Origin of the sequence: Phycicoccus avicenniae (genome assembly GCF_050496545.1) — a bacterium.
GTDB lineage: Bacteria > Actinomycetota > Actinomycetes > Actinomycetales > Dermatophilaceae > Phycicoccus > Phycicoccus avicenniae_A.
Genome location: NZ_JBNVZV010000006.1, coordinates 56,193 through 78,104, shown reverse-complemented (window position 1 = coordinate 78,104; position 21,912 = coordinate 56,193). Strand labels below are relative to the sequence as shown.

The window sequence follows — 21,912 nt, the reverse complement described above, 5'->3', positions numbered from 1 at the left end:
GTCAGTCGGGCGAGCCGGTCTCGAGGAGCCGGGTGAACTGGGCCTCGTCGAGGATGGTCAGCCCGAGCTCTCGGGCCTTGTCCTCCTTGGAGCCGGCGTTCTCGCCGACGACGACGTAGTCGGTCTTCTTCGAGACCGACCCGCTCGCCTTGCCGCCGCGGGCGAGGATCGCCTCCTTGGTCTCGTCGCGCGAGTACCCGGGCAGGGAGCCGGTGACGACGACGGTGAGCCCGGCGAGGGTCTGCTCGACGGACTCGTCGCGCTCGTCCTCCATCCGCACGCCGTCCTGCGCCCAGCGCTCGACGATGCGCACGTGCCAGTCGTTGCCCTCGCGGTCGAACCAGTCGCGGACCGCCTCGGCGATGACCGGACCGACGCCCTCGACGCCGGCGAGCTCCTCGAGGCTCGCCTCGCGGATGCGCTGCACGGAGCCGAGGTGCTGCGCGAGCGCCCGCGCCGCGGTGGGCCCGACGTGGCGGATCGACAGGGCGACCAGGACGCGCCACAGCGGCTGCTGCCTCGCCTGGCCGAGGTTGTCGACGAGCTTCTGCCCGTTCGCCGACAGCACGCGACCGTCGACGACGGCGTCTGCAGGGTCGGTCTTCTTGGCGGCGCGCGTGTAGAGCGGGACCTTGGCGACGTCGGCGGCGGTGAGCGAGAACAGCATCGCCTCGCTGGGGCCACCGAGCTCGGGGTCGTCGAGGACGCCGGAGTCGAGCAGCGCCACCGAGCCCTCCCACCCCAGGGCCTCGATGTCGAAGGCGCCGCGGCCGGCCAGGCTGGACAGCCGCTCGCGCAGCTGGGCCGGACAGGACCGGCTGTTCGGGCAGCGGATGTCCTTGTCGCCCTCCTTCTCGGGGGCCAGCGCGGTGCCGCACGCGGGGCAGTCGGTGGGCATGACGAACTCGCGCTCGGTGCCGTCCCGCAGGTCGACGACCGGGCCGAGGATCTCGGGGATGACGTCGCCGGCCTTGCGCAGGACGACGGTGTCCCCGATGAGCACGCCCTTGCGGACGACCTCGGTGGCGTTGTGCAGCGTGGCCCGCTCGACGGTGGACCCCGCGACGACGACCGGCTCCATGACGCCGAAGGGCGTGACCCGGCCGGTGCGGCCGACGTTGACCTGGATGTCGAGGAGCGTCGTGTTGACCTCCTCCGGCGGGTACTTGAAGGCGATGGCCCAGCGGGGCGCGCGCGAGGTGGAGCCGAGCCGGCGCTGCACCGAGATCTCGTCGATCTTGACGACGACGCCGTCGATCTCGTGCTCGACGTCGTGCCGGTGCTCGCCCGTGTGCGCGATGAAGGCGTTGACCTCCTCGATGGTGTCGACCACACGGAAGTGGCTGGAGACCGGCAGGCCCCAGGCCTCGAGCGCGGCGTAGGCCTCGCTCTGGCGGGTGAGGTCGAAGCCCTCGCGCTTGCCCAGGCCGTGGACGAGCATCCGCAGCTCGCGGCTCGCCGTGACGCGAGGGTCCTTCTGCCGCAGCGACCCCGCGGCGGTGTTGCGCGGGTTGGCGTAGGGCGGCTTGCCGGCCTCGACGAGCTGCGCGTTGAGCTCGCCGAAGGCCTCGATGGGGAAGTACACCTCGCCGCGCACCTCGACGAGGTCGGGCACCGGGTGGGCCTTCGTGCCGGCGAGCTCGGTGGGGATGCCGCGCACCGTGCGGACGTTGAGCGTGACGTCCTCGCCGGTGCGGCCGTCACCGCGGGTCAGGGCCCGGCTGAGACGGCCCTTCTCGTACAGGAGGTTGACGGCGAGCCCGTCGATCTTCAGCTCGCAGAGGTAGTGCAGCGCGGCGCCGCCGGCGTCGCGCGTGACCCGGGCGTTCCACTCCAGCATCTCGTCGGTGGAGAAGGCGTTGTCGAGGCTGAGCATCCGCTCGAGGTGGTCGACGGCCTGGAACTCGGTGGAGAAGATCGCGCCACCGACCTGCTGGGTCGGGCTCTCCGGGGTGCGCAGCGAGGGGTGCTCGTCCTCGATGGCGTTGAGCCGGCGCATCAGCGTGTCGTACTGGCCGTCGCTGACGGTCGGCGCGTCCTTGACGTGGTAGGCGAACTGGTGGCCCAGCGCCTCCTCCGCGAGCGTCTCCCACTCGTGCCGGACGTCGGCGGGGACGGTGTCGGCGGGCTGCTGCACTGCGGGGTCGGTCGGCGTCGCGCTCACGGGGCAATCCTGCCGCAGACCACCGACGCCCGGCCCGCCCCGACGCGCTGCTCAGCGCGCCGGCGGGTAGGGCTGCACGGGTGGCGCACCCGGCGCCGGTGCGTCGTCGGTCCGGTCCGCGACGACCGCCGCGACGCCGAGGCCGGCCGCCACGAGCGAGAGCAGGCCGAGCCCCGCCGACAGGATCCCGTACAGCTGGAAGCTCCCTCCGGGCCGGAACCCGGAGACGACGGCCACGCTCAGCAGGGTCGAGAGCAGGGCCAGGCCGGACGAGAGCCCGAAGGACAGCAGGGCCCAGGTGCGCCAGCGCCGGGTGGTGCGGACCCGGGCCACGAGCACGAGGCCGACGAGCGGCGGCACGACGTGGACGAGCTGCAGCAGCAGGCCCGGGGCGTTGGACAGACCGAGCACCGTGGATCCCCCCTCAGAGGCGCGGGCCCCTCCCGCGCGAGCGCGAGCCTAGCCCTGGTCAGGGGTGGTCGTAGGACCATCGGCCACTGTCCGCGTCCCGCCCGGCGGCCCTAGCGTCCTCCCTGAGCAGCCGGCCCCCGAGGACGTACAGGGCCTGCCACCCGTCAGGCGTCGTCGCGCGCCGCGTCCCCGGGGTCGGCTGGACTCGACCCGGAGCCCCGTCGGCCCCCTGCCCGCCGGCGGGGCTCCGCCCCGAGCACGTCGCGCGTCACCTCGAGCTGGCCCAGGTGCTGCGCGAGCTCCTCGTAGACGTGCAGCAGGACGTCGCCTTGCGTCGCGTAGGCGTCCGGCTCGTCGGGTGGCGGGTTGCGCGGGGGTGCGCCCGGGTCGCACGCCAGCACGTCCTCGTGGAGGCCCGTGCGCGCGGCGGCCAGCAGCGCCAGCGCCTCCTCGACCGTCCCGGTGGCGGTGAACTCCGCCGGCCGGTCGCGAGGCACCTCGATCCCGCGGTTGACCGTCCGCCCCCAGCGCGCCATCACCCCCGCGACGTGGGTCACGAGCGCGAACGCGCTGTTCGACCCGGGCAGCTCGGGGAGCCGGGCGTTGACGCCGTCGTCGCCGAGCGCGCGGCAGATCGCGGCGTACTGGTCGAGGGACTCGTCGCAGTACCGGAGGAAGACCTCGGTCGTGATCACCCGCTCGAGGCTAGGGCCTCAGGGCAGGACGGACCCCGACCGCACCCAGCGGCTCTGGTAGAAGCCCCAATACACCTCGGACGAGGCACGCACGAACGGCCACGGCCCGGGAAGGACCCCCTGGGAGACGAGCGACGTCGACGCCGCACCCTTCGCCGTGAGGTCGACCCTCCCGAGGTGGTGCAGCCGCGCGCGGTGCGTCGCGGAGCTGACGCTCATGACGGTCTGGTGCGAGGCGGGACCGCCGGTGCAGTCGCTCACCGCGAGGTCGTCGACCGTCCACCCCGAGGACCGCAGGAGGACGGGCCGGGGCGCGAAGGTCGCGGTCCGGGGTACCTCGATGAGGTACAGGCGGCCGGCGCTGGTCGTCGCGATGAGGACGTCGGACACAGGACGCCCCGGGCGCTCGAGGGTGAAGGCCAGGGCGAGCGTCCGGACCCTGCCGTAGCCACTCCGGGAACCGGCCCGGGCCACCTTCACGCTCTCGAAGACCGGCTCGGTGACCCGGTAGCGGGCCAGCACGCCGAGCGAGGGCCGCAGCGCGTACAGGTAGCCGTTCTTGCGGATCGAGCTCCCGGACGTCGTGGAGACGTCGACCATCCGGGTCACCGAGCCCCATCCGGACGCCACCGCACGGGACGTCGTCCGGGCGTCGGCGCTGCTCTGGTCGTGGCGGAACCGGGCGTCGTCGAGCCAGAGCGTCCCCCCTCGCACCGACAGGCTCCGCCGGTAGTTGAAGGACGGGGTCCTCCACGACGTCGTGTCCCCGAGGGCGGTGACCCCGAGCCTGCCGCGGCTGTAGACGGACGTCCACGTCGAGGTCCACGGGTCGCCGTACCCGAGCGCGGCCAGCTCTCCCGAGGGGGAGGCCACGCTGAGGTCGAACCCGCAGCCCAGCCTCGGCCCCCTGGCCGCGGCCGCCGTCACCCCGGACTCCGACCCCGCCGAGGGAGCCGCCGCGGTCGGCTGCGCCGCGGCCGGACCCGTTCCCGCCACCGTCGCGGCGGCGAGCACCGCCGACACCACCGCGAGGACCATCGACCTGCGTCCCACGACCACTCCCCCGTTCGCTCGGCTGCCCGGCGCAGTGTGGCACGGGTACGGCACGCACGTCCGGCGCTCGCGGCGATCCGTCGAGCCTCTGGCGGTGGGGACCGCTTCCGTATGAGGATGGGGCGGACCGTCACCGACGCCGGACCCCAGGAGCACCGATGACCAACCTCGCGACGAACCTCACGACGACCGCCGCCGAGCTGCCCGAGAAGGACGCCCTGCGGGTCAACGGCCAGGGGGTCACGTACGCGCAGCTGCACGGGATGGCCGCCAAGGTGGCGGGAACCCTGCGCGAGAACGGCATCCAGCCCGGCGACCGGGTGGCGGTCATCCTCCCGAACGTGCCGGCCTTCCCCGTCGTGTACTGGGGCATCCTGCTCGCCGGCGGCATCGTCGTCCCGATGAACCCGCTGCTCAAGGCCGGGGAGATCGACTACTTCTTCACCGACTCCGGCGCGAAGATCGCCTTCGTGTGGCCCGACTTCGTCGAGGAGGCCACCAAGGGCGCCGAGAACAGCGGCACGAGGGTCGTGCGCACCGGCGCGATGGGCCCGGAGGACTTCGAGGGCGGCGAGCCGCTGGCCGAGCCGCACGCCCGCGAGGACGACGACACGGCGATCATCCTCTACACCTCCGGCACGACCGGCCGGCCCAAGGGCGCCGAGCTGACCCACAGCAACATCCACCTCAACGCGATGCGCTCCGCCAAGGTCATCCAGGAGATGACCTCGGACGACGTCGTCATGGGATGCCTCCCGCTCTTCCACGTCTTCGGCCTCGTCGTCGGTCTCAACGCCGCGACCATCGCCGGTGCCTCGCTCGCGCTCATCCCGCGCTTCGACCCGCAGGCGGCCATCGAGGTCATCGAGAAGGAGCGGGTGACGATCATGCAGGGCGTGCCGACGATGTACGCCGCGATCCTCAACCACCCGAGCTCGGACGGCATGGACGCGAGCAGCCTGCGCACCTGTGCCAGTGGCGGGTCCGCGATGCCGCTGGAGGTGATGCGCTCCTTCGAGGAGAAGTTCGGCTGCGTCATCCTCGAGGGCTACGGCCTCTCCGAGACGAGCCCCGTCGCGAGCTTCAACATGCCCGACAAGGAGCGCAAGCCCGGCACCATCGGCCTGGCCATCCCCGGCTGCGAGATGCGGTGCGTCGACCTCGACGGCAACGAGGTTCCGGTCGGCGAGGTCGGCGAGATCGCCATCCGCGGCGACAACGTCATGAAGGGCTACTGGAACAAGCCCGAGGCCACCGCCGAGGCCATCCCCGACGGCTGGTTCCGCACCGGCGACCTCGCGACGATGGACGACGAGGGGTACTTCACGATCGTCGACCGCAAGAAGGACATGATCCTGCGCGGCGGCATGAACGTGTACCCGCGCGAGGTCGAGGAGGTCATCTACACCCACCCCGACGTCCTCGAGGTCGCGGTCGTCGGCATCCCCGACGAGCTCTACGGCGAGCAGGTCGGCGCGGCGGTGGCGCTGCGCGAGGGCGCGACGGCGAGCACCGACGAGATCATCGCGTTCACCAAGGAGCGGATCGCGGCCTACAAGTACCCACGCACGGTGTGGGTCGTCGACGCGCTCCCCAAGGGTCCGACCGGCAAGATCCTGCGCCGAGAGGTCCACGCGCCGGCGGAGTGACGCCGACGCGGTGACGACACACGGACGGCCTCCCATGGGCACGGCACACGACCCGGACCACGAGGTGCACTCCGCCGACCTCTGGCGGGCCGTGGGCACCGGCCTCGCCCTCGTCTGGGGCGTGGTCCTGCTCGTCGTGGTCGGGTACGCCCTGAGCCTGGTCCGCTCCCCCGTCGACGGCGACCCGCCCGGTTTCGTCCGGGTGCTCCTGGCGCCGGTGGCCCTGGTGGCGGTCGTCCTCTTCGTGTGGGTCGCGGTGGCGGGGTGGCGGATCCACCAGCGCCGGCCGTCCGGCTGGGACCCCGTGGTCGTCATCGGTGGGCTGGCCCTCACGAGCGGGGTGTTCATCGCCACCCCCTGGCGCTTCGACGGCGGCCCGGGCAAGGGGCTCACGCCGATGAGCGTGGGGCTCGTGGTGCTCGGGGTGGTGTCCGTCGTCGCCGGCCTCCTCGCGCAGCGCTCGTGGCGGCGGGCGGCCGAGGCCCTCGAGGAGTCACACGCGGGCCGCGCGCTCCCGGGCGCGGGCGAGGACGACCGGCCGTGAGCCGGCGCCGGGCACGGAGCGCCCGGGGTCAGCCGGCGCGGGCGCTCAGGCCACCGTCGACGGGCAGGCAGACGCCGCTGACGTAGGCGGCTCGGGGCGAGGCGAGGAACAGCGCCGCGTTGGCCACGTCCCACACCGTGCCCATCGCCCCGGTCGGGCTCGCCGCGTCCCGGGCGGAGAGGTCGCCCCCGCCCTGCTCGGCGTGCAGGCGTCGGGCCATCGGGGTGTCGATGAGTCCTGGGAGGACCGCGTTGACCCGCACCCCGCGGTCCGCGTACTCCAGCGCCAGCCCGGCGGTCAGCCGGTTGAGCGCGGCCTTCGCGACCCCGTAGGCGAGGTAGTCGTACCCCGTGGACCGGGTGCTGGCCACCGACGACACGTTGACCACGCTCCCGCCGCCGTGGGCGACCATCACCGGGACCACGGCCCGGCACGCCACGACCGCAGACAGGAGGTTGACCGAGAGCGCCCGGTCCCAGTCCCCGGCGTCGAGGTCCTCGAGACCACCGAGGCGGGCGAGGCCGACGTTGTTGTGCAGGACGCTCGGGGGCCCGAGGTCGGCGAGGCAGCGGCGGACGACGCGGGACATCGCCTCGGGGTCCGTCGCGTCGGCACGGACGGCCACGGCCCGCCCGCCGGCGGCCTCGACCAGGGCGGCGACCCGTTCGGCCTCGGCGCCGTCCCGGTCGACGGCGAGCACGGCGGCTCCCTCGGCGGCGAAGGTGCGGGCTGCGGCCTCGCCGTTGCTCACGGCCTCACCGCTCGACCCGGCGCCGACCACGACGGCCACCGCTCCGGCCAGCTCGTCGGCCATCGGTCCTCCTCGACGCTCGGTTCCCTCCGTGTGCCCAGCCTTGCCCGCGGCCCCCGGTCGGTCACCGTCGGCGTGCCGGAGGGGCCGCACCGGGCGTCCTCGCTTTGTAGGATCAGCCCGTGGTCGACGACGATCCCCAGCAGCTGGTCGACGAGCTCGCGGCCCGGCTGCGGCGCTCGGTGGTCGTCAACGACCCCGGCGTCCGCCTCCTGTGGGCCAGCCGCCACTTCGGCGACGAGGACCCCGTCCGGATCCGGGCCGTGCTCCAGCGCGATGCCGGGCCCGAGGTCGCCGCCCACGTCCTCGCCTCCGGCGTCGCCGAATGGACCTCTGACGGCGTGGTCCCGGCCCGCGCGGACCTCGGCCTCACCGCGCGACGCTGCGTCCCGGTCCGCGTGGGGGGCGAGCTGCTCGCGATGCTGCTCGTCATCGACGCCGACGCCACCCTCACGCCCGAGGAGGTCGAGCTCCTCCGCCGGACGGCCGAGCGCATCGGCGGCCTCCTCGAGGCCGGTGCCCACCGGCGGCGCGTGGCGCGGCTCGAGGAGGAGGTGGGCGCGCTGCTCGGGACCGACCCCGCGGCCCGGGTGCCGGCCCGGCGGGCCCTCGAGGCCGCCGGGGCCTGGGACGGCGCCGGCTCCACGCGGGTCGCGGCGGTCCGGCTCGGGCGCCACGACACCGACGTCCCGCCGCTGCGGGTGCTGCGCGGCGCCTCGTCACCGGCTCCCGGGGTGGGCACGGCGCCCTTCGTCGTCGCGGACGGCACCCTGGCGCTGCTCCTCTGGTGCGGACCCGCCTGCCCGTCCGACGGTGCGGTGGAGGCCGCGGTCTCCCGGTGGGTCACCCGCCTGTCCGGGGCCGCCGGCGCGCCGCGGGAGTGGGTGGCCGGCACCGGACCGGCCGTCCCGGACCCGGCGGACGCCTGGCGCTCGGCCCGCCTCGCGCGGCTGGCCGCCTCCGGCGCGGGCCGACCGGGGCGCCCGCAGGTGCTCCCCCACCACGACCTCGGCGTCGACGCCGTCCTGCTGCGGCTGGACCCGCTCGACCTCGACGAGACCGCCGTCCCCCCGGGCCTGCTCGCCCTGCGCGAGGCCGACGCCCGCACCGGCGGCCACCTCGTCGAGACCCTGCGGACCTTCCTCGACCGCGGCGGCTCGGCCCCTCGGACCGCGGAGGACCTGTTCATCCACCGGACCTCCCTCTACTACCGGCTGGACCGCATCGCCGAGCACGTCGGCGCCGACCTCGGCGACGGCCGGGTCCGCCTCGAGCTGCACCTCGGCCTGCACGTCCTCGACCGGCTCGACGCCTTCCGACAGAGCGAGGAACGGCAGGGCTGAACTCCCGTCGGCCGTCGGTTCCCGTGTCGGGCCGGGGTACCGAGGATCGGAGGGACCGCAGGACCGCACGACGACGTGACGGAGGAGTCGCATGAGCACGTTCACCACCCGGGACGGCTGCCCCATCGAGTACCGCGAGGCCGGGTCCGGCGAGCAGGTGCTCGTCCTCCTCCACGGCTGGTCCCAGTCGCAGGCGACCTTCGACCACGTCGTCGAGCCGCTCGCCGCCGACCGCCGCGTCGTCACCTACGACCAGCGCGGCCACGGACGCTCGGGCCGCCCGGCCGGCGGGGCGCGCATCGCCACGCTCGCGGCCGACCTGCACGACCTGCTCGACCACCTGGGACTCGAGCGCGTCGACCTCCTCGGGCACTCGATGGGGGCCTCGGTCCTCTGGAGCTACCTCGACACCCACGGCAGCAACCGCGTCGACCGCCTCGTGCTCCTCGACCAGCCGAGCGTCTGCACCCGCCTGCCGTGGATGGACGCCGCCGACGCCCAGGCTGCCGGGGCGATCCTCGACATGCCGGGCGCCGAGGGCTTCTGCCGGGCGCTGCTCGGCGAGGACAGCGGTGCCGCCCGCGAGGCCTTCCTGCGCTCCATGCTCAGCGACGACGTCCCCGAGGACCTCGTCGGGTGGCTCCTCGGCGAGAACCTCGCGATGGACGTCGACTTCGGCACGCGGCTGCTCCTCGACCACGTGATGCAGGACTGGCGCGACGTCCTGCCGCGCATCGACCGCCCGACGCTCGTCGTCGGCGGCCGCTCCAGCCACGTCGACCCGGCGTCCCAGGAGTGGATCGCCGACCGGATCCCGGGATCGCGGCTGCGCGTGTTCGGGGCCGAGGAGGGCGGCTCGCACTTCCCGTTCGTCGAGCAGCCGCAGACCTTCGTCGACGAGCTCACGGGCTTCCTCGCCCGGTGAGCCCTCGGCCTCAGGCCGACCGCGCGGCCTGCTCCCGCTCGCTCACCGCCCGCACCTCGGGTGAGCGCGGGCTGCGGTTGACCACCCACGCGGCCGCGAGGACGACGGCGAACCCGACGACCTGCCACGTGCCGAGCCGCTCCCCGAGGACCAGCACGCCGAGGAGCACCGACACCACCGGGATCAGGTAGGTGATGGTCGAGCCGACCACGGGTCCGGCGCCCCGGACGACGTCGAACTGGAGCACGTAGGCGAAGCCCGTGCCGACGACGCCGAGCGCGAGCACGCACACCAGCGGCAGCCATCCGGGCACGTCGGTCGCGGGCGCGTACGCCGTGATCGCGGAGAGCCCCTGCGGCGTCGTCGCGGCCCACACCAGGGTCACCGGCACCATGAGGCCCAGCCCGGTGAGCAGCGTCGCGGTGGGCATGGCGAGGCCGCCGAGGTCGGCGCCGGCGAGGAAGCGCCGGTTGTAGGTCCAGCCCAGGCCGTAGCTGGCGCCCCCGGCGAGGGCCATCGAGAAGCCGACGAGGTCCGGGCCCTGGGTGGTGGTCCAGGGCTGCATGATCGTCACGACCCCGACGAAGCCCACCCCGACGGCGACGAGGCGCCGGCCCGTGACCCGGGCGCCCGGCAGGATCGCGATGGTCGCGAGCACCGTGGCGATCGGCGTGGCGGCGTTGCCGATGCCGGCCAGCGCCGAGGCGATCCGCGTCTCGGACAGGGCGAACAGCGTGAACGGCAGGGTCGCGAGGAAGAAGCCGCAGACGACGAGGTGGCCCCAGGTGCGTGCCCCGGTGGGGAGCCGGCCACCCCCGGCGACGAGCAGGCCGCCGACGACGAGCGCACCGGTGAGGATGCGCAGGGCCGAGATCTGCACGGGGTCGAGGGACTCAAGGCCGACCTTCATCAGCAGGAAGCTGGACCCCCAGATGAGGACCAGGGCGACGAACTTGACCTGCCAGGGCACGCGCGGCTGCGCCATCAGGGACCCACTTCCTCGACGAGACGGCGCGCGGTGTCGAGCGCCGTCCGGAGAACGCTGCGGGCCCCCTCGGGTGTGAGTCCGGCGAGGCCGCAGGTGGGCGTGACGACCAGGCCGTGGGCGTCCGCGGTGGCCAGCCCGGCCCGCTCGAGCCCCTCGAGGACGGTGCGCACCGCGACGGTGTCGGTGGTCGAGCCGTCGGTGGCCAGCACGCCGGCGTACACGCCGGTGCCGGCCTCCAGGGTGGCGGCGACGGACTCCCAGCGCGCCGGCGAGGCGGCGGTGAGGTCGAGGGCCAGCGCACCGGTACCGGTGGAGCGCAGCAGCGGGACGGGCGCCTGCGGGTGGCAGCAGTGCAGGACGGTGGGGCCGTCGTGCGCGGCGAGGGCGTCGCGCAGCGTGCCGGCGACGACCTGCGGGTCGACCGCCCGCACCCGCCCGTAGCCCGAGGCCGTGGGCAGAGAGCCCTGGAGGACGGCCGGCAGGGCCGGCTCGTCGAGCTGGAGGACCACCTCGGCCCCGGGGACGAGCCGACGGACGTCGGCCACGTGCAAGGCGACGCCCTCGGCGAGCGAGGCGGCGAGGTCGGCGGCGGCGCCGGGGTCGGTGACGACCCGCTCGCCGCGGGTCAGCTCGAGGGTGGCGGCGAGGGTCCACGGCCCGCAGACCTGCACCTTGAGTCCGCCCTCGTAGCCGTCGTAGGCCTCGGCCAGCTCGTCGAGGTCCTCGCGCAGGAGGGATGCGGTGCGCGCGGCATCGCGGCCCGGGCGGTCGACGAGGCGCCAGCCGCTCGGCTGGAGGTCGACCGCGAGGTCGACGAGCATCCCGGCGGCACGGCCGACCATCTCCGAGCCCGGGCCGCGGCCGGGGGTCTCGGGCAGGAAGGGGATGCCGAGGCCGTCGCCGTCGAGCAGCAGGTCGCGGACGGTGCGGACCGCCTCGCGTACCGAGTTCCCCGGCCACGAGCCGATCCCGGTGGCGCGCACCGGCATCGGCGCGCTCACCGGGACCACCGCTCGACGAGGCCGAGGACGGAGGCGGGGACGGGCGCGCCGGCGGCGAGGGCGTGGGGTGCGGGCTCGGGGCTCCCCGCGACGGTGCGGAACGGCACGACGCCGGTCCAGGCGGTGGTCTCCTCGTCCGGGTCCCCCGGGCCGCCGCTGCGCGCCTTGAGGACCCACCGGCCGTCGGTGATCGGCAGGGCCATCGCGAGCGTCGCCGCCTGCTCGCGCCGGGTCATCGGACGCACCTCGGAGGTCCGGCCCGGGACGAGCCGTTCGGAGAGGGCGTCGAGCGCCCGCTCGCGGTCGGCGTCGTCGAGGGTCACGAGCTCGCCGTGGACCACCGCGGACCGGTAGTTGGCGGAGGACTCGAAGGTCGTGTGCGCGACGACCATGCCGTCGACGGAGACGACCGTGAGGGCGGCCGGGGCGCCGGCCGCCACCTGCCGCAGCGCGCCGGCCCCGGTGGAGCCGTGGAGGAGGATGCGGTCGCCGTCGCGGGCGAAGAGCATCGGGACGCACCAGGGGCGGCCGTCGACGACGGTCGAGAGCGTGCCGGCCAGCACCTCGTCGAGGAGGGCGTCGAGGTCGGCGCGGTCGGAGGTCCCCCGTTCCGGCTTGCGGGTGAGCCGCTCCACGGGGGCCGCTCCGCCTTCGTACCCCCGTCCGGGACACGGCTCCTCACGCACGACGCGCTCGGTGGACGCCGGGTGCCGCAGCAGTGCGTCGCCGACGCGGGTGGGCCGAGGCATCAGCGCTCCCCCGCAGTTCGGGCACTCCCGGCCGAGGTGCTCGGCGCAGCCCGAGCAGAAGGTGCACTCGAACGAGCAGACGACGGCGCCCACCGCGTCGGCGGGCAGGTCGGTGTCGCAGCACTCGCACGACGGACGTATCTCCAGGCTCACGGGGTCCATCCTGCCAACACCACTGGACCACCGAGAAGGTCCACTATCGCTCGTTCGTCGAGGACCACTATGGTCGGCGCCATGGCCCGCTCCCCCCGCGCCGTCGACGTGCCGCTCGTCCTCGACGACTCCCCGGCCCCGCTGCGCCACCGGGTGGCCGACGCCGTCGTCGGGGCGCTGCGCACCGGCCGGCTCCGCCCCGGGGACACCCTGCCCTCGACCCGCTCGCTCGCGGCGGCGCTCGGCGTCTCGCGGGGACCGGTGGTGGCCGCCTACGACGAGCTCGCCGCCGCCGGCTTCCTCCGCTCGCGGGCGGGCTCGGGCGCGGTCGTCGCTCCCGGGGCCGACACGGCCGCCCGGGCCGGGGCGGCGACGCACGTCCCGGAGACCGGCCGCGTCCGCCCACCGTCGCCCGAACCGGTCCCGGCGGCACCGCGACTCGACCTGCGGCCCGGGCGCCCCGACACCTCGCTCCTCGACCGCGCCGCGTGGCGGAGGGCCTGGCGGGCGGTCGGTGATGCCCTGCCGGGCAACGACGCCGGTGAGGTGCCGCGCCACACGCACCTGCGCCGCGTCCTGGCGGACCACCTCCGGCGGGGCCGGGGCGTCGTCGTCGACCCCGACGACCTGTTCGTCGTCCCGGGCGTCGGGGCCTCGCTGCGCGCCCTGCCCGAGGCCTTCGGGCTCGTCGGCGCCTCCGTCGCCCTCGAGGACCCCGGCTACGTCGAGGCGTGGACGGCCTTCGCGGCCGAGGGCGTCCGCACGCACCCGGTCCCGGTCGACGCCGACGGTCTCGACCCCGCCCTCCTGCCGGACGGTGCCCGCGCCGTGTACGTCACGCCGTCGCACCAGTACCCGCTCGGCGCCCGGATGCCGGTCACCCGCCGGGTCGCGCTGCTGGAGTGGGCGCGGGACACCGGAGGCCTGGTCCTCGAGGACGACTACGACGGCGAGTTCCGCTACGACGTCTCACCGCTCCCGGCGCTGCGCTCCCTCCCCGGCGCCGAGGACCACGTCGTCTACGTCGGGACGGCCTCCAAGCTGCTGGCGCCCTCGCTGCGGGTGGCCTGGGTCGCGGCGCCCGCTCACCTGCGAGACGCCCTGCGGGTGACGCTGGAGTCGCGCGGGCTGGTCGTCAACGAGGCGACCGGCCTGGCCCTCGCCGAGCTCGTCACCTCGGGGGCCCTGGCGGCGCACCACGCCCGGGCCAGCCGCACCTACGCCGCCCGGCGCGGCGCCCTCGTCACCGCCGTGGCCGAGCACCTGCCGGGCGCGACCCTCGAGGGCGTGGACGCCGGGCTGCACGTGGTCCTCCGGCTGCCCGACGACGTCGACGACCACGAGGTCGCCGACCGGTGCCACGCCGCCGGCGTCGCCGTCAGCCCGCTCTCGGCCTACGCCGTCCGGACTTCCGTGCGCGGCCTCGTGCTCTGCTACGCCGGGCTGCCCGAGACGGCCGCGGACGATGCCGTCCGCCGGCTGGCCCGGGCCCTGGCGCCCTAGGCTGGACGTCATGGGCGGACCGGAGGGCTTCACCTGGCACGAGCGCGGCGACGAGGTCGTCGTCAGCCACCACGGCCGGGTGGCCACCGTGCTGCGCGGTGCCCGGGCGCGGGACTTCCTCGACGACGTCGAGCGCGGCGACCCCCAGGAGCTGATGGCGCGGCTCACCGGCAACTACCGGCGCGGCAACGAGCGACAGGCCCGCCAGCACCCCCGCAACCGCGGCCGCTGACCACGAACTTCCTCGTCATCACGGTGACGACGGGGAAGTTCTTCGATGACGCGGATGCATCCCTGTCACGACCGCTCTTCCGCGCCATCCCCGTGACGACGGAGAAGGTGCCCGATGACGCGGAAGTTGCTGCGCCATCGTGCAGCATCCCTGCCAGGCCGCACAGGGAGCTCTCTCGGCGCGGACGTCGCACTCCTCCCCCGAACGGCTCGACCTCGACCCGGGGATGCGGCGTCCGCAGGGGTCCCGCCCTACGGTGGCCGGGATACCCAGGGAGGGAACAGCACGTGAAGAAGTCGATGATCCCGGCCGTGCTCGCGGCCGCCACCCTCGCCCTCGGGACCGCGACCGCGGCCCCGGCGAGCGCCGTCCCGGCGAAGTGGAAGAACTGCACGACCGTCAACAAGACCTACAAGCACGGCGTCGGCAAGAAGAAGGCGAAGGACCGCACCTCCGGGAAGCCGGTCACGACCTTCACGAAGAGCGACAAGCTCTACGCCGAGGCCATGCGCGCCAACAAGGGCCTGGACCGCGACAAGGACGGCATCGCCTGCGAGAAGCGCTGAGCGAGAACGCCGCACGACGACGCCCCCGCCACCTCACGGTGACGGGGGCGTCGGCGGTCCTGGGCGACCTCAGAGCACGTCGTGCCCCGGGTGCGGCTCGGCCGGGATGGTCCCGAGCCGGCCGGCCTGGAAGTCCTCGAAGGCCTGCACGAGCTCGTCCCGCGTGTTCATGACGAACGGGCCGTACGCCGCGACGGGCTCGCGGATCGGCCGCCCGCCGAGGATGTAGAGGTCCAGGCTCGGGCTGCGCGACTCCTGGCTCTCGTCGGCACCGACCTCGACGACGTCGCCACCGCCGAGCACCGCGAGCTGGCCCATCCGCAGCGGTCGGCGGTCCGGCCCGACCGAGCCCTTGCCGTTCAGCGCGTAGACCAGCGCGTTGTAGGCGGGGTTCCACGGCAGCCGCACCCGCGCACCGGGCGCCACCGTGACGTGCAGCGCGACGATCGGCGTGTGGGTGATGCCCGGCCCCTCGTGCCCGTCGAGCTCACCGGCGATCACGCGCACCAGCGCGCCACCATCGGGGCTGGAGAGCAGGGCGACGTCGTTGCCGCGGATGTCCTGGTACCGCGGCGGCGACATCTTCTGGTGGCTCGGGAGGTTCACCCACAGCTGGAGGCCGTGGAAGAGCCCACCGGACATCACGAGCGACTCCGGCGGCACCTCGATGTGCAGCAGGCCGGAGCCGGCCGTCATCCACTGCGTGTCGCCGTTGGTGATGGTGCCGCCGCCACCGGTGCTGTCCCGGTGCTCGAAGGTGCCGTCGATGATGTAGGTGACGGTCTCGAAGCCGCGGTGCGGGTGCCACGCGGTGCCCTTGGGCTCGCCGGGCGCGTACTCGACCTCGCCCATCTGGTCCATGTGGATGAACGGGTCGAGCGCGGCGAGGTCGACACCGGCGAAGGCGCGGCGCACGGGGAACCCCTCACCCTCGAAGCCCTGCGGCGCGGTCGTGATGGAGCGCACGGGGCGCGAGACGGCCTCGACGCCGGGCTCGGTGACCCGGGGCAGGGTCAGGATGTTCTCGACGGTCACGGCTGGCATGTCGTTCACGCTCCTCGGTGGTCGTCCTCCGCGGTGGAGGGTCACGGCGTCCAACAGTAGTTGATGCTTCAACTATTCCGGTCGGTGGGTGCGCCGGCGTGCTGCACGCACGTCCGCGCGGTGGGCCGGGCCTCGAGCCGGCCCTCCGGGATCGGCTCCCCGCAGACGGTGCAGGTGCCGTAGGTGCCGTCGGCGACGCGGGCGAGGGCGTCGTCGAGATCGGCGAGGTGCTGCCGGGCCCCGGCGGTCAGCGCGGCCAGCTGCGAGCGCTCCCAGGCGATGGTCTGCCCCTCGGGGTCGTGCTCGTCGTCGGCGTTGGAGTCGAGGGAGGCCTCGACGAGGCGGGCCATGTCGGCCTCCATCGTCACGAGCCGGTCGTGGAGCTCGGCGCGCTCGGCCTCGAGGCGGTCGCCCGGGTCAGGCGGCACGGCCCGTCCCCGTGATGGTCGCCGACCCGACGACGCGCGTGCCGTCGTAGAGGACCACCGACTGCCCGGGCGCCACACCGCGCACCCGCTCGGCGAGGCGCACCTCGACGCCGTCGCCGACGACCCGGGCGGTCGCCGGCACCTCGGCCCCGTGCGCCCGCAGCTGCGCACCGACGGCGACCTCGCCGTCCGGGGCCGGGCCGCACCAGCGCAGGTGGGCACCCTCGACGAGGTCCACCCCGAGCAGGTCGGCCGTGCCGATGACCACCCGGTTGCGGGGCGCGTCGACCTCGACGACGAACCGGGGGTCGCCGTCGAGCCGGGACCGGTCGATGCCGAGCCCCCTCCGCTGCCCGACGGTGAAGCCATGGGCGCCGGCGTGGGTGCCGACCACCTCGCCCGACACGGCGTCGACGAGCTCGCCGGGCCGCTCCCCCAGCCGGCGCGCGAGGAAGCCGCGGGTGTCGCCGTCGGGGATGAAGCAGATGTCGTGGCTGTCCGGCTTGCGCGCCACGGCGAAGCCGCGCTCGGCCGCCTCCGCCCGCACACCGTCCTTGACCGTGTCACCGAGCGGGAAGAACGAGCGGGCCAGCTGCTCGGCGTCGAGCACCCCGAGCACGTACGACTGGTCCTTGGCGGGGTCGACCGCCCGGTGCAGCTCGCGCCCGGCCGGCCCCTCGACCACCTGCGCGTAGTGACCGGTCGCGACGGCGTCGAAGCCCAGCGCCACGGCGCGGTCGAGCAGGGCCGCGAACTTGATCGACTCGTTGCAGCGCAGGCAGGGGTTCGGGGTGCGGCCGGCGGCGTACTCGGCGACGAAGTCCTCGACGACGTCGCGCTCGAACCGCTCGGCGAGGTCCCACACGTAGAACGGGATGCCCAGCCGGTCGGCGACCCGGCGGGCGTCGCCGGCGTCCTCGATGGTGCAGCAGCCGCGGGCCGACTCGCGCAGGGTCGCCGCCGAGCGCGAGAGGGCCAGGTGCACCCCGACGACGTCGTGGCCGGCGTCGAGCATCCGGGCGGCGGCCACGGCGGAGTCGACCCCGCCGGACATCGCGGCGACGACGCGCATCAGAGCAGCCCGCCGGCCCGCCGGGCGCGCTCGACGACACCCGGCAGCGCGGCGAGGACGGCATCGACGTCGGCATCGGTCGAGGTGTGCCCCAACGAGAGTCGCAGCGCACCACGGGCCTCGGCCTCGCCGTGCCCCATCGCGAGGAGGACGTGGCTCGGCTGCGGCACACCGGCCTGGCAGGCCGAGCCGGTGCTGCACTCGACACCCGCGGCGTCGAGCAGGTACAGGAGGGAGTCGCCCTCGCAGCCCGGGACGAGCAGGTGGGCGTTGCCGGGCAGGCGGCGGGTGGCATCGCCCGCCGTCCAGCATCCGCTGACGGTGATGCCGAGCCCGAGCGCCAGCGCCCCCTCGACGAGCCGGTCGCGCAGGGCCATCACCCGCTTGGCCTCGACGTCACGGCTGGCGACGGTCTCGTCGAGGGCGACGGCGAACGCGTGCACCCCGGCGACGTCGAGGGTGCCGCTGCGCACCTGGCGCTCCTGGCCGCCACCGTGCAGCTGCGGGACGAGCACGGCGTCGCGGCGGGCCAGGAGGGCCCCGACGCCGACGGGTCCGCCGATCTTGTGCGCGGTGACCGACATCAGGTCGGCGCCGGACTCGTCGAAGCGCACCGGCAGGTGCGAGAGGGCCTGCACGGCGTCGGTGTGGAACGGGACCCCGTGCTCGTGCGCGGCGGCGGCGAGCTCGGCGACCGGCTGGACCGTGCCGACCTCGTTGTTCGCCCACATGACGGTGACGAGCGCCGCGTCGGCGGCGTGCTCGGCCAGCACGCCGCGCAGGTCGTCGACGGCGACGTGGCCGCAGCGGTCGGGCTCGAGCCAGGAGACCGCGGCGCCGCGCGCGGCGACGAGGTGCTCGACGGGGTCCAGGACGGCGTGGTGCTCGATGCCGCTGGAGACGACGCGGGTGCGGCGCGCATCGGCGTCCCGGCGGGCCGCCCACGTCCCCTTGACCGCGAGGTTGTCGGCCTCGGTGCCCCCGGAGGTGAACACGACTTCCGACGGCCGGGCGCCGAGCGAGGCGGCGATCCGCTCGCGCGACTCCTCGACGACCTTGCGCGCCGCGCGGCCCGACCCGTGCAGCGAGGAGGCGTTCCCGATCCGGCCCGAGGTCTCGACCCAGGCCGCGACCGCCGCGGGCAGCATCGGCGTGGTCGCCGCGTGGTCGAGGTAGTGGCTCACGAGGTCCGAGTCTACGTTTCGGGCGCCGCCCGCCCGGCGGCCGGCATCACCCCGGGAACAGGCAGAACGGGTGCCCCGAGGGGTCCGCGAGGACGTAGAGCGGCTCGTCCGGGTCGTCGGTGCGGTCGAGCAGCAGCCGGGCCCCCAACGCCTCGGCCCGCGCCCGCTGCCGCTCGAGGTCCTCGGCGTCCTCGACGGTCAGGTCGAGGTGCAGCTGCATCGGCACGTCGTGGGCCGGCCACGTCGTGGGCGTCAGCTCCTCGACCTCCTGGAAGGCCAGCCGGCGGGTGCCGTCGGCCTCGGTGAGCACGAGCCAGTCGGCGTCGTCCGCACCGTCGGCCGGCACCTCGTCACCGGGCCGGTAGACGAGCCCGAGCAGCTCGCGCCAGAACTCGGCGCTGCCCCGGACGTCGGTCGTGTCGATGACGGTGTGCAGCAGTCGCGGCGAGGTCCCCATCGACCGACCGTAGTCCCGCGGGATCAGCCCTTGCGCTTCTTGACCTCGCCGGTCGCCTGCGGCAGGACCGAGAACAGGTCGCCGACGACGCCGAAGTCGACGAGCTCGAAGATCGGCGCCTCCTCGTCCTTGTTCACGGCGATGATCGTCTTCGAGGTCTGCATGCCGGCCCGGTGCTGGATGGCCCCGGAGATGCCCGCCGCCACGTACAGCTGCGGTGAGACCTGCTTGCCGGTCTGGCCGACCTGGTTGCTGTGCGGGTACCAGCCGGCGTCGACGGCGGCACGGCTCGCGCCGACCGCGGCGCCGAGGCTGTCGGCGAACTCCTCGACCGGGCCGAAGTCGCCGCCGGTGCCGCGCCCGCCGGAGACGACGATGGCCGCCTCGGTGAGCTCGGGGCGCCCGGTGGCCTTCTTCGGCTGGCTGTCGGTGATGCGGGCCGCCTTCGCGGCGTCGCTGACGCCCACCTCGACGGTCTCGACGGCACCGGCCTCGGGCGCGGCCTCGATGCCGGCCGAGTTGGGCTTGACGCAGATGATCGGCGTGCCGTGGGTGACCTTGGCGGTCACCGTGTACGAGCCGGCGAACACGGACTGCGTGGTCTCGGGGGCGCCGTCGTCACCGGCGCGCACGTCGACGGCGTCGGTGATCAGGCCCGAGCCCGACTTGATGGCGAGACGTGCGGCGATCTCCTTGCCGGCGGCGTTGCTCGGGATGAGCACCGCTGCGGGAGAGGTCTTCTCGATGAGCTGCGCGAGGATCTCGGCCTGCGGGGCCACGAGGTACGAGGCGGCGTCGGCGTCGTCGACGACGTACACCTTGTGCGCGCCGTACTTGGCGTAGGTCTTCTGGGCGGTCTCGGCGCCGGGCCCGACGTGCACCGCGGAGGGCTCACCGAGGCGGCGGGCGAGGGTCAGCAGCTCGGCGGTCGCCTTGCGCAGGCGCCCCCCGGCGTGGTCGGCGAGGACGAGTACTTCGGCCATGTCTGTGTGCTCCTGGTCCTGGTCGGCGCGGCTCAGAGGAACTTCTGGGCGGAGAGGAACTCGGCGAGCTTGGTGCCGCCGTCGCCCTCGTCGGTGACGATCTGGCCCTGCTCGCGCGGCGGGCGCTTGGCGAAGGAGACGACCGAGGTCCACGCGGCCTCGAGGCCCACGTCACCGGCGTCGACGCCGAGGTCGGCCAGCGACCAGACCTGCACGGGCTTCTTCTTCGCCGCCATGATCCCCTTGAAGGAGGGGTAGCGCGGCTCGTTGATCTGGTCGGTGACCGAGACCAGGGCGGGCAGCGAGGCCTCGATGGTCTCGGAGGCGGTGTCGCCGTCGCGGCGGATGGTGACCGTGCCGTCGCCGACGGTGAGCTCCGAGGCGTAGGTGACCTGCGGCAGGCCGAGGCGCTCGGCGAGCATCGCGGGGACGACGCCCATGACGCCGTCGGTCGAGGACATGCCGGTGAGCACGAGCTCGGGGCTGCCGTCGGTGACCTTCTCGACGGCCTTGGCGAGCACGAGCGAGGTGCCGACGGCGTCGGAGCCGTGCAGCGCCTCGTCCTGGACGTGGACGCCCTGGTGCGCACCCATCTGGAGCGCCTTCTTCAGCGCGTCGGCGGCGGCCTCGGGGCCGACCGTGACGACGGTGACCTCACCCTCGCCGGCGGCCTCGACGATCTTCAGGGCCTCCTCGACGGCGTACTCGTCGAGCTCGGACAGCAGGCCGTCGACGGCACGGTCGACGGTGTTGTCGGACTCCTGGAACGTCCGCTCGGACTGCGCGTCCGGGACGTACTTGACGCAGACGACGATGTTCATGCGTGCCTCGTCCTCTTTCCTTCGGTCGGTGGCTCGCGCCCGGGGTGCCCGGCGCGCATCGCCGTCCATCCTCTCAGCCGGTGAGCGCTCGTTCACCACCCGGGAGGCGTGACGGTCACCACCCCGTCGAGGGATCGCCGTCGGACCGCCGCGCCCGGCCCGGCGTCGCATCCGGCCCGTGGCGCAGTTCCGAAACACCTGTCGACGGCCTTCAACGCGCACGCGTCGGCGCCCGTACCCACCGGTGGCAGACCCCCACCGGACACCAGGAGCACCCGATGAACCGCACGCGCACCCTCGTCGCCGCCGGCGCCCTCAGCCTCGCCCTCGCCGTCCCGATGGCCCCGGCCGCCACAGCCACCCTCTCCCCGCTGGGCAGCAACCCGACGGTCGGGCTGGCGGGTGACCGCACCCTCGTCGGGTTCCGCCTCGACCGCCCGGAGTCGGCCCGCTCGCTCGGCGAGGTCAAGGGCCTGACGGGCGACACCGCCCTCGTCGGCCTGGACCGCCGGCCCGCCGACGGCAAGCTCTACGCGGTCGGGAACAAGGGCGGCGTCTACACCGTCACCGTGCCCACCCAGCACCTGCTGTGGAAGAAGGCCCCGACCGCGACGCTCGTCAACCGCCTCTCGGTCGCCCTCTCCGGCACCTCCTTCGGCGTCGACTTCAACCCGGCCGCCGACCGCCTGCGCGTCATCAGCGACACCGGCCAGAACCTCCGCCACGACGTCAACCCCGGTGGCACGACCATCGCCGACGGCACGCTGGCCTACGCGCCGGCCGCGACCCCGGCCACCGGCGTCACGGCCGCGGCCTACACGAACAACGACAACGACGCCGCGACGGCGACGAGCCTGTTCGACATCGACACGGCCATGGACCAGGTCGCGCTGCAGTCCCCCGCCAACGCCGGCAGCCTCGCCCCCACCGGGAAGCTCGGCGTCGACGCGACGAAGGCAGGCCTCGACATCGACACCCGCAACCGCGGCTGGGCGACGCTGACCGTCGGCGGGAAGGCCGGCCTCTACGCGGTCGACCTGCTCGGCGGCTCGGTGAAGCGCGAGGGCTCCTTCCCGCGCGGCCTCCAGGTCCACGACCTCGCCGTCCCGACCGGTCGCTGACCCGTACCGACCCCC

The 21,912-nt window shown here is 74.5% G+C and carries 23 protein-coding genes; 8 read left to right on the top strand and 15 right to left on the bottom strand.

Going from position 1 to position 21,912, the window contains the following annotated elements; genetic code table 11:
* Nucleotide 1 precedes the first annotated feature (1 nt).
* From ligA to ACQZ2A_RS07005, 4 genes are all read right to left on the bottom strand, one after another.
* Nucleotides 2-2,164 carry an NAD-dependent DNA ligase LigA gene (gene ligA / locus ACQZ2A_RS07020; protein ID WP_430208819.1) on the bottom strand — a complete coding sequence of 721 codons (2,163 nt, stop codon included), beginning with the start codon at nt 2,162-2,164 and terminating at the stop codon, nt 2-4.
* A 51-nt stretch (nt 2,165-2,215) separates the two neighbouring features.
* The gene (locus tag ACQZ2A_RS07015) at nt 2,216-2,575 is read right to left on the bottom strand and encodes a hypothetical protein (RefSeq protein WP_430208816.1); all 360 of its coding nucleotides are present in this window, start codon (nt 2,573-2,575) and stop codon (nt 2,216-2,218) included.
* Between the two features lie 164 nt (nt 2,576-2,739).
* Nucleotides 2,740-3,270 carry a DUF664 domain-containing protein gene (locus ACQZ2A_RS07010; RefSeq protein ID WP_430208814.1) on the bottom strand — a complete coding sequence of 177 codons (531 nt, stop codon included), beginning with the start codon at nt 3,268-3,270 and terminating at the stop codon, nt 2,740-2,742.
* Between the two features lie 18 nt (nt 3,271-3,288).
* On the bottom strand, nt 3,289-4,323 hold the full coding sequence (locus tag ACQZ2A_RS07005; protein ID WP_430208811.1) for a hypothetical protein: 1,035 nt from the start codon (nt 4,321-4,323) through the stop codon (nt 3,289-3,291).
* 158 nt (nt 4,324-4,481) lie between these two features.
* Between ACQZ2A_RS07005 and ACQZ2A_RS07000 the strand changes: the two genes are divergently transcribed.
* Together ACQZ2A_RS07000 and ACQZ2A_RS06995 are read left to right on the top strand one after the other, a co-directional pair.
* Nucleotides 4,482-5,972, top strand: a complete 1,491-nt coding sequence (locus tag ACQZ2A_RS07000) for a long-chain-fatty-acid--CoA ligase (protein WP_430208810.1) — start codon at nt 4,482-4,484, stop codon at nt 5,970-5,972.
* A gap of 34 nt (nt 5,973-6,006) precedes the next feature.
* The gene (locus ACQZ2A_RS06995) at nt 6,007-6,516 is read left to right on the top strand and encodes a hypothetical protein (protein ID WP_430208809.1); all 510 of its coding nucleotides are present in this window, start codon (nt 6,007-6,009) and stop codon (nt 6,514-6,516) included.
* A gap of 28 nt (nt 6,517-6,544) precedes the next feature.
* On the opposite strand, the gene ACQZ2A_RS06990 is transcribed toward ACQZ2A_RS06995, so the two are convergent.
* Entirely contained in the window at nt 6,545-7,330 is a 786-nt protein-coding gene (locus ACQZ2A_RS06990) for an SDR family NAD(P)-dependent oxidoreductase (RefSeq protein ID WP_430208808.1), read from the bottom strand.
* A gap of 119 nt (nt 7,331-7,449) precedes the next feature.
* Here ACQZ2A_RS06990 and ACQZ2A_RS06985 point away from each other — a divergent pair, with 119 nt between their 5' ends.
* Nucleotides 7,450-8,670, top strand: coding sequence for a PucR family transcriptional regulator (locus ACQZ2A_RS06985; protein WP_430208806.1), 1,221 nt, complete (start codon nt 7,450-7,452; stop codon nt 8,668-8,670).
* A gap of 91 nt (nt 8,671-8,761) precedes the next feature.
* Complete coding sequence (locus ACQZ2A_RS06980) at nt 8,762-9,595, top strand: alpha/beta fold hydrolase (RefSeq protein WP_430208805.1); 834 nt, start codon at nt 8,762-8,764, stop codon at nt 9,593-9,595.
* Nucleotides 9,596-9,605: 10 nt separating this feature from the next.
* On the opposite strand, the gene ACQZ2A_RS06975 is transcribed toward ACQZ2A_RS06980, so the two are convergent.
* Genes ACQZ2A_RS06975 through ACQZ2A_RS06965 form a run of 3 tightly spaced genes read right to left on the bottom strand, consistent with a single transcriptional unit; the run spans nt 9,606 to nt 12,486 of the window.
* Nucleotides 9,606-10,580, bottom strand: coding sequence for a DMT family transporter (locus ACQZ2A_RS06975; protein WP_430208802.1), 975 nt, complete (start codon nt 10,578-10,580; stop codon nt 9,606-9,608).
* Complete coding sequence (locus ACQZ2A_RS06970; protein ID WP_430208801.1) at nt 10,580-11,584, bottom strand: methionine synthase; 1,005 nt, start codon at nt 11,582-11,584, stop codon at nt 10,580-10,582. The genes ACQZ2A_RS06975 and ACQZ2A_RS06970 overlap by 1 nt, the downstream gene beginning before the upstream one ends.
* Nucleotides 11,581-12,486, bottom strand: a complete 906-nt coding sequence (locus ACQZ2A_RS06965) for a DUF1272 domain-containing protein (RefSeq protein WP_430208799.1) — start codon at nt 12,484-12,486, stop codon at nt 11,581-11,583. The genes ACQZ2A_RS06970 and ACQZ2A_RS06965 overlap by 4 nt, the downstream gene beginning before the upstream one ends.
* An 81-nt stretch (nt 12,487-12,567) precedes the next feature.
* On the opposite strand from ACQZ2A_RS06965, the gene ACQZ2A_RS06960 reads away from it, so the two are divergent.
* From ACQZ2A_RS06960 to ACQZ2A_RS06950, 3 genes are all read left to right on the top strand, one after another.
* Nucleotides 12,568-13,989, top strand: coding sequence for a PLP-dependent aminotransferase family protein (locus ACQZ2A_RS06960; protein WP_430208796.1), 1,422 nt, complete (start codon nt 12,568-12,570; stop codon nt 13,987-13,989).
* A gap of 10 nt (nt 13,990-13,999) precedes the next feature.
* Complete coding sequence (locus ACQZ2A_RS06955) at nt 14,000-14,221, top strand: hypothetical protein (protein WP_430208794.1); 222 nt, start codon at nt 14,000-14,002, stop codon at nt 14,219-14,221.
* 287 nt (nt 14,222-14,508) lie between these two features.
* Entirely contained in the window at nt 14,509-14,787 is a 279-nt protein-coding gene (locus ACQZ2A_RS06950) for an excalibur calcium-binding domain-containing protein (RefSeq protein WP_430208792.1), read from the top strand.
* Between the two features lie 69 nt (nt 14,788-14,856).
* Here ACQZ2A_RS06950 and ACQZ2A_RS06945 read toward each other — a convergent pair whose 3' ends face one another.
* The 7 genes from ACQZ2A_RS06945 to ACQZ2A_RS06915 form a co-directional block, all read right to left on the bottom strand.
* A complete protein-coding gene (locus ACQZ2A_RS06945; RefSeq protein WP_430208789.1) occupies nt 14,857-15,831 on the bottom strand; it encodes a pirin family protein in 975 nt (324 codons plus the stop codon).
* Nucleotides 15,832-15,899: 68 nt separating this feature from the next.
* Nucleotides 15,900-16,259 carry a TraR/DksA family transcriptional regulator gene (locus ACQZ2A_RS06940; protein ID WP_430208787.1) on the bottom strand — a complete coding sequence of 120 codons (360 nt, stop codon included), beginning with the start codon at nt 16,257-16,259 and terminating at the stop codon, nt 15,900-15,902.
* Nucleotides 16,249-17,331, bottom strand: coding sequence for a tRNA 2-thiouridine(34) synthase MnmA (gene mnmA / locus ACQZ2A_RS06935; protein WP_430208785.1), 1,083 nt, complete (start codon nt 17,329-17,331; stop codon nt 16,249-16,251). Before mnmA ends, ACQZ2A_RS06940 begins: the two co-directional genes overlap by 11 nt.
* A complete protein-coding gene (locus ACQZ2A_RS06930) occupies nt 17,331-18,515 on the bottom strand; it encodes a cysteine desulfurase family protein (protein WP_430208783.1) in 1,185 nt (394 codons plus the stop codon). The genes mnmA and ACQZ2A_RS06930 overlap by 1 nt, the downstream gene beginning before the upstream one ends.
* Before the next feature lie 46 nt (nt 18,516-18,561).
* Nucleotides 18,562-18,972: a VOC family protein gene (locus ACQZ2A_RS06925; protein ID WP_430208781.1), complete on the bottom strand. Its 411-nt coding sequence runs from the start codon at nt 18,970-18,972 to the stop codon at nt 18,562-18,564.
* A 23-nt stretch (nt 18,973-18,995) separates the two neighbouring features.
* The gene (locus tag ACQZ2A_RS06920; protein ID WP_430208778.1) at nt 18,996-19,955 is read right to left on the bottom strand and encodes an electron transfer flavoprotein subunit alpha/FixB family protein; all 960 of its coding nucleotides are present in this window, start codon (nt 19,953-19,955) and stop codon (nt 18,996-18,998) included.
* A gap of 32 nt (nt 19,956-19,987) precedes the next feature.
* Complete coding sequence (locus tag ACQZ2A_RS06915) at nt 19,988-20,776, bottom strand: electron transfer flavoprotein subunit beta/FixA family protein (protein ID WP_430208775.1); 789 nt, start codon at nt 20,774-20,776, stop codon at nt 19,988-19,990.
* Nucleotides 20,777-21,054: 278 nt separating this feature from the next.
* Between ACQZ2A_RS06915 and ACQZ2A_RS06910 the strand changes: the two genes are divergently transcribed.
* On the top strand, nt 21,055-21,897 hold the full coding sequence (locus ACQZ2A_RS06910) for a DUF4394 domain-containing protein (RefSeq protein ID WP_430208773.1): 843 nt from the start codon (nt 21,055-21,057) through the stop codon (nt 21,895-21,897).
* The last annotated feature ends 15 nt before the right edge of the window (nt 21,898-21,912 follow it).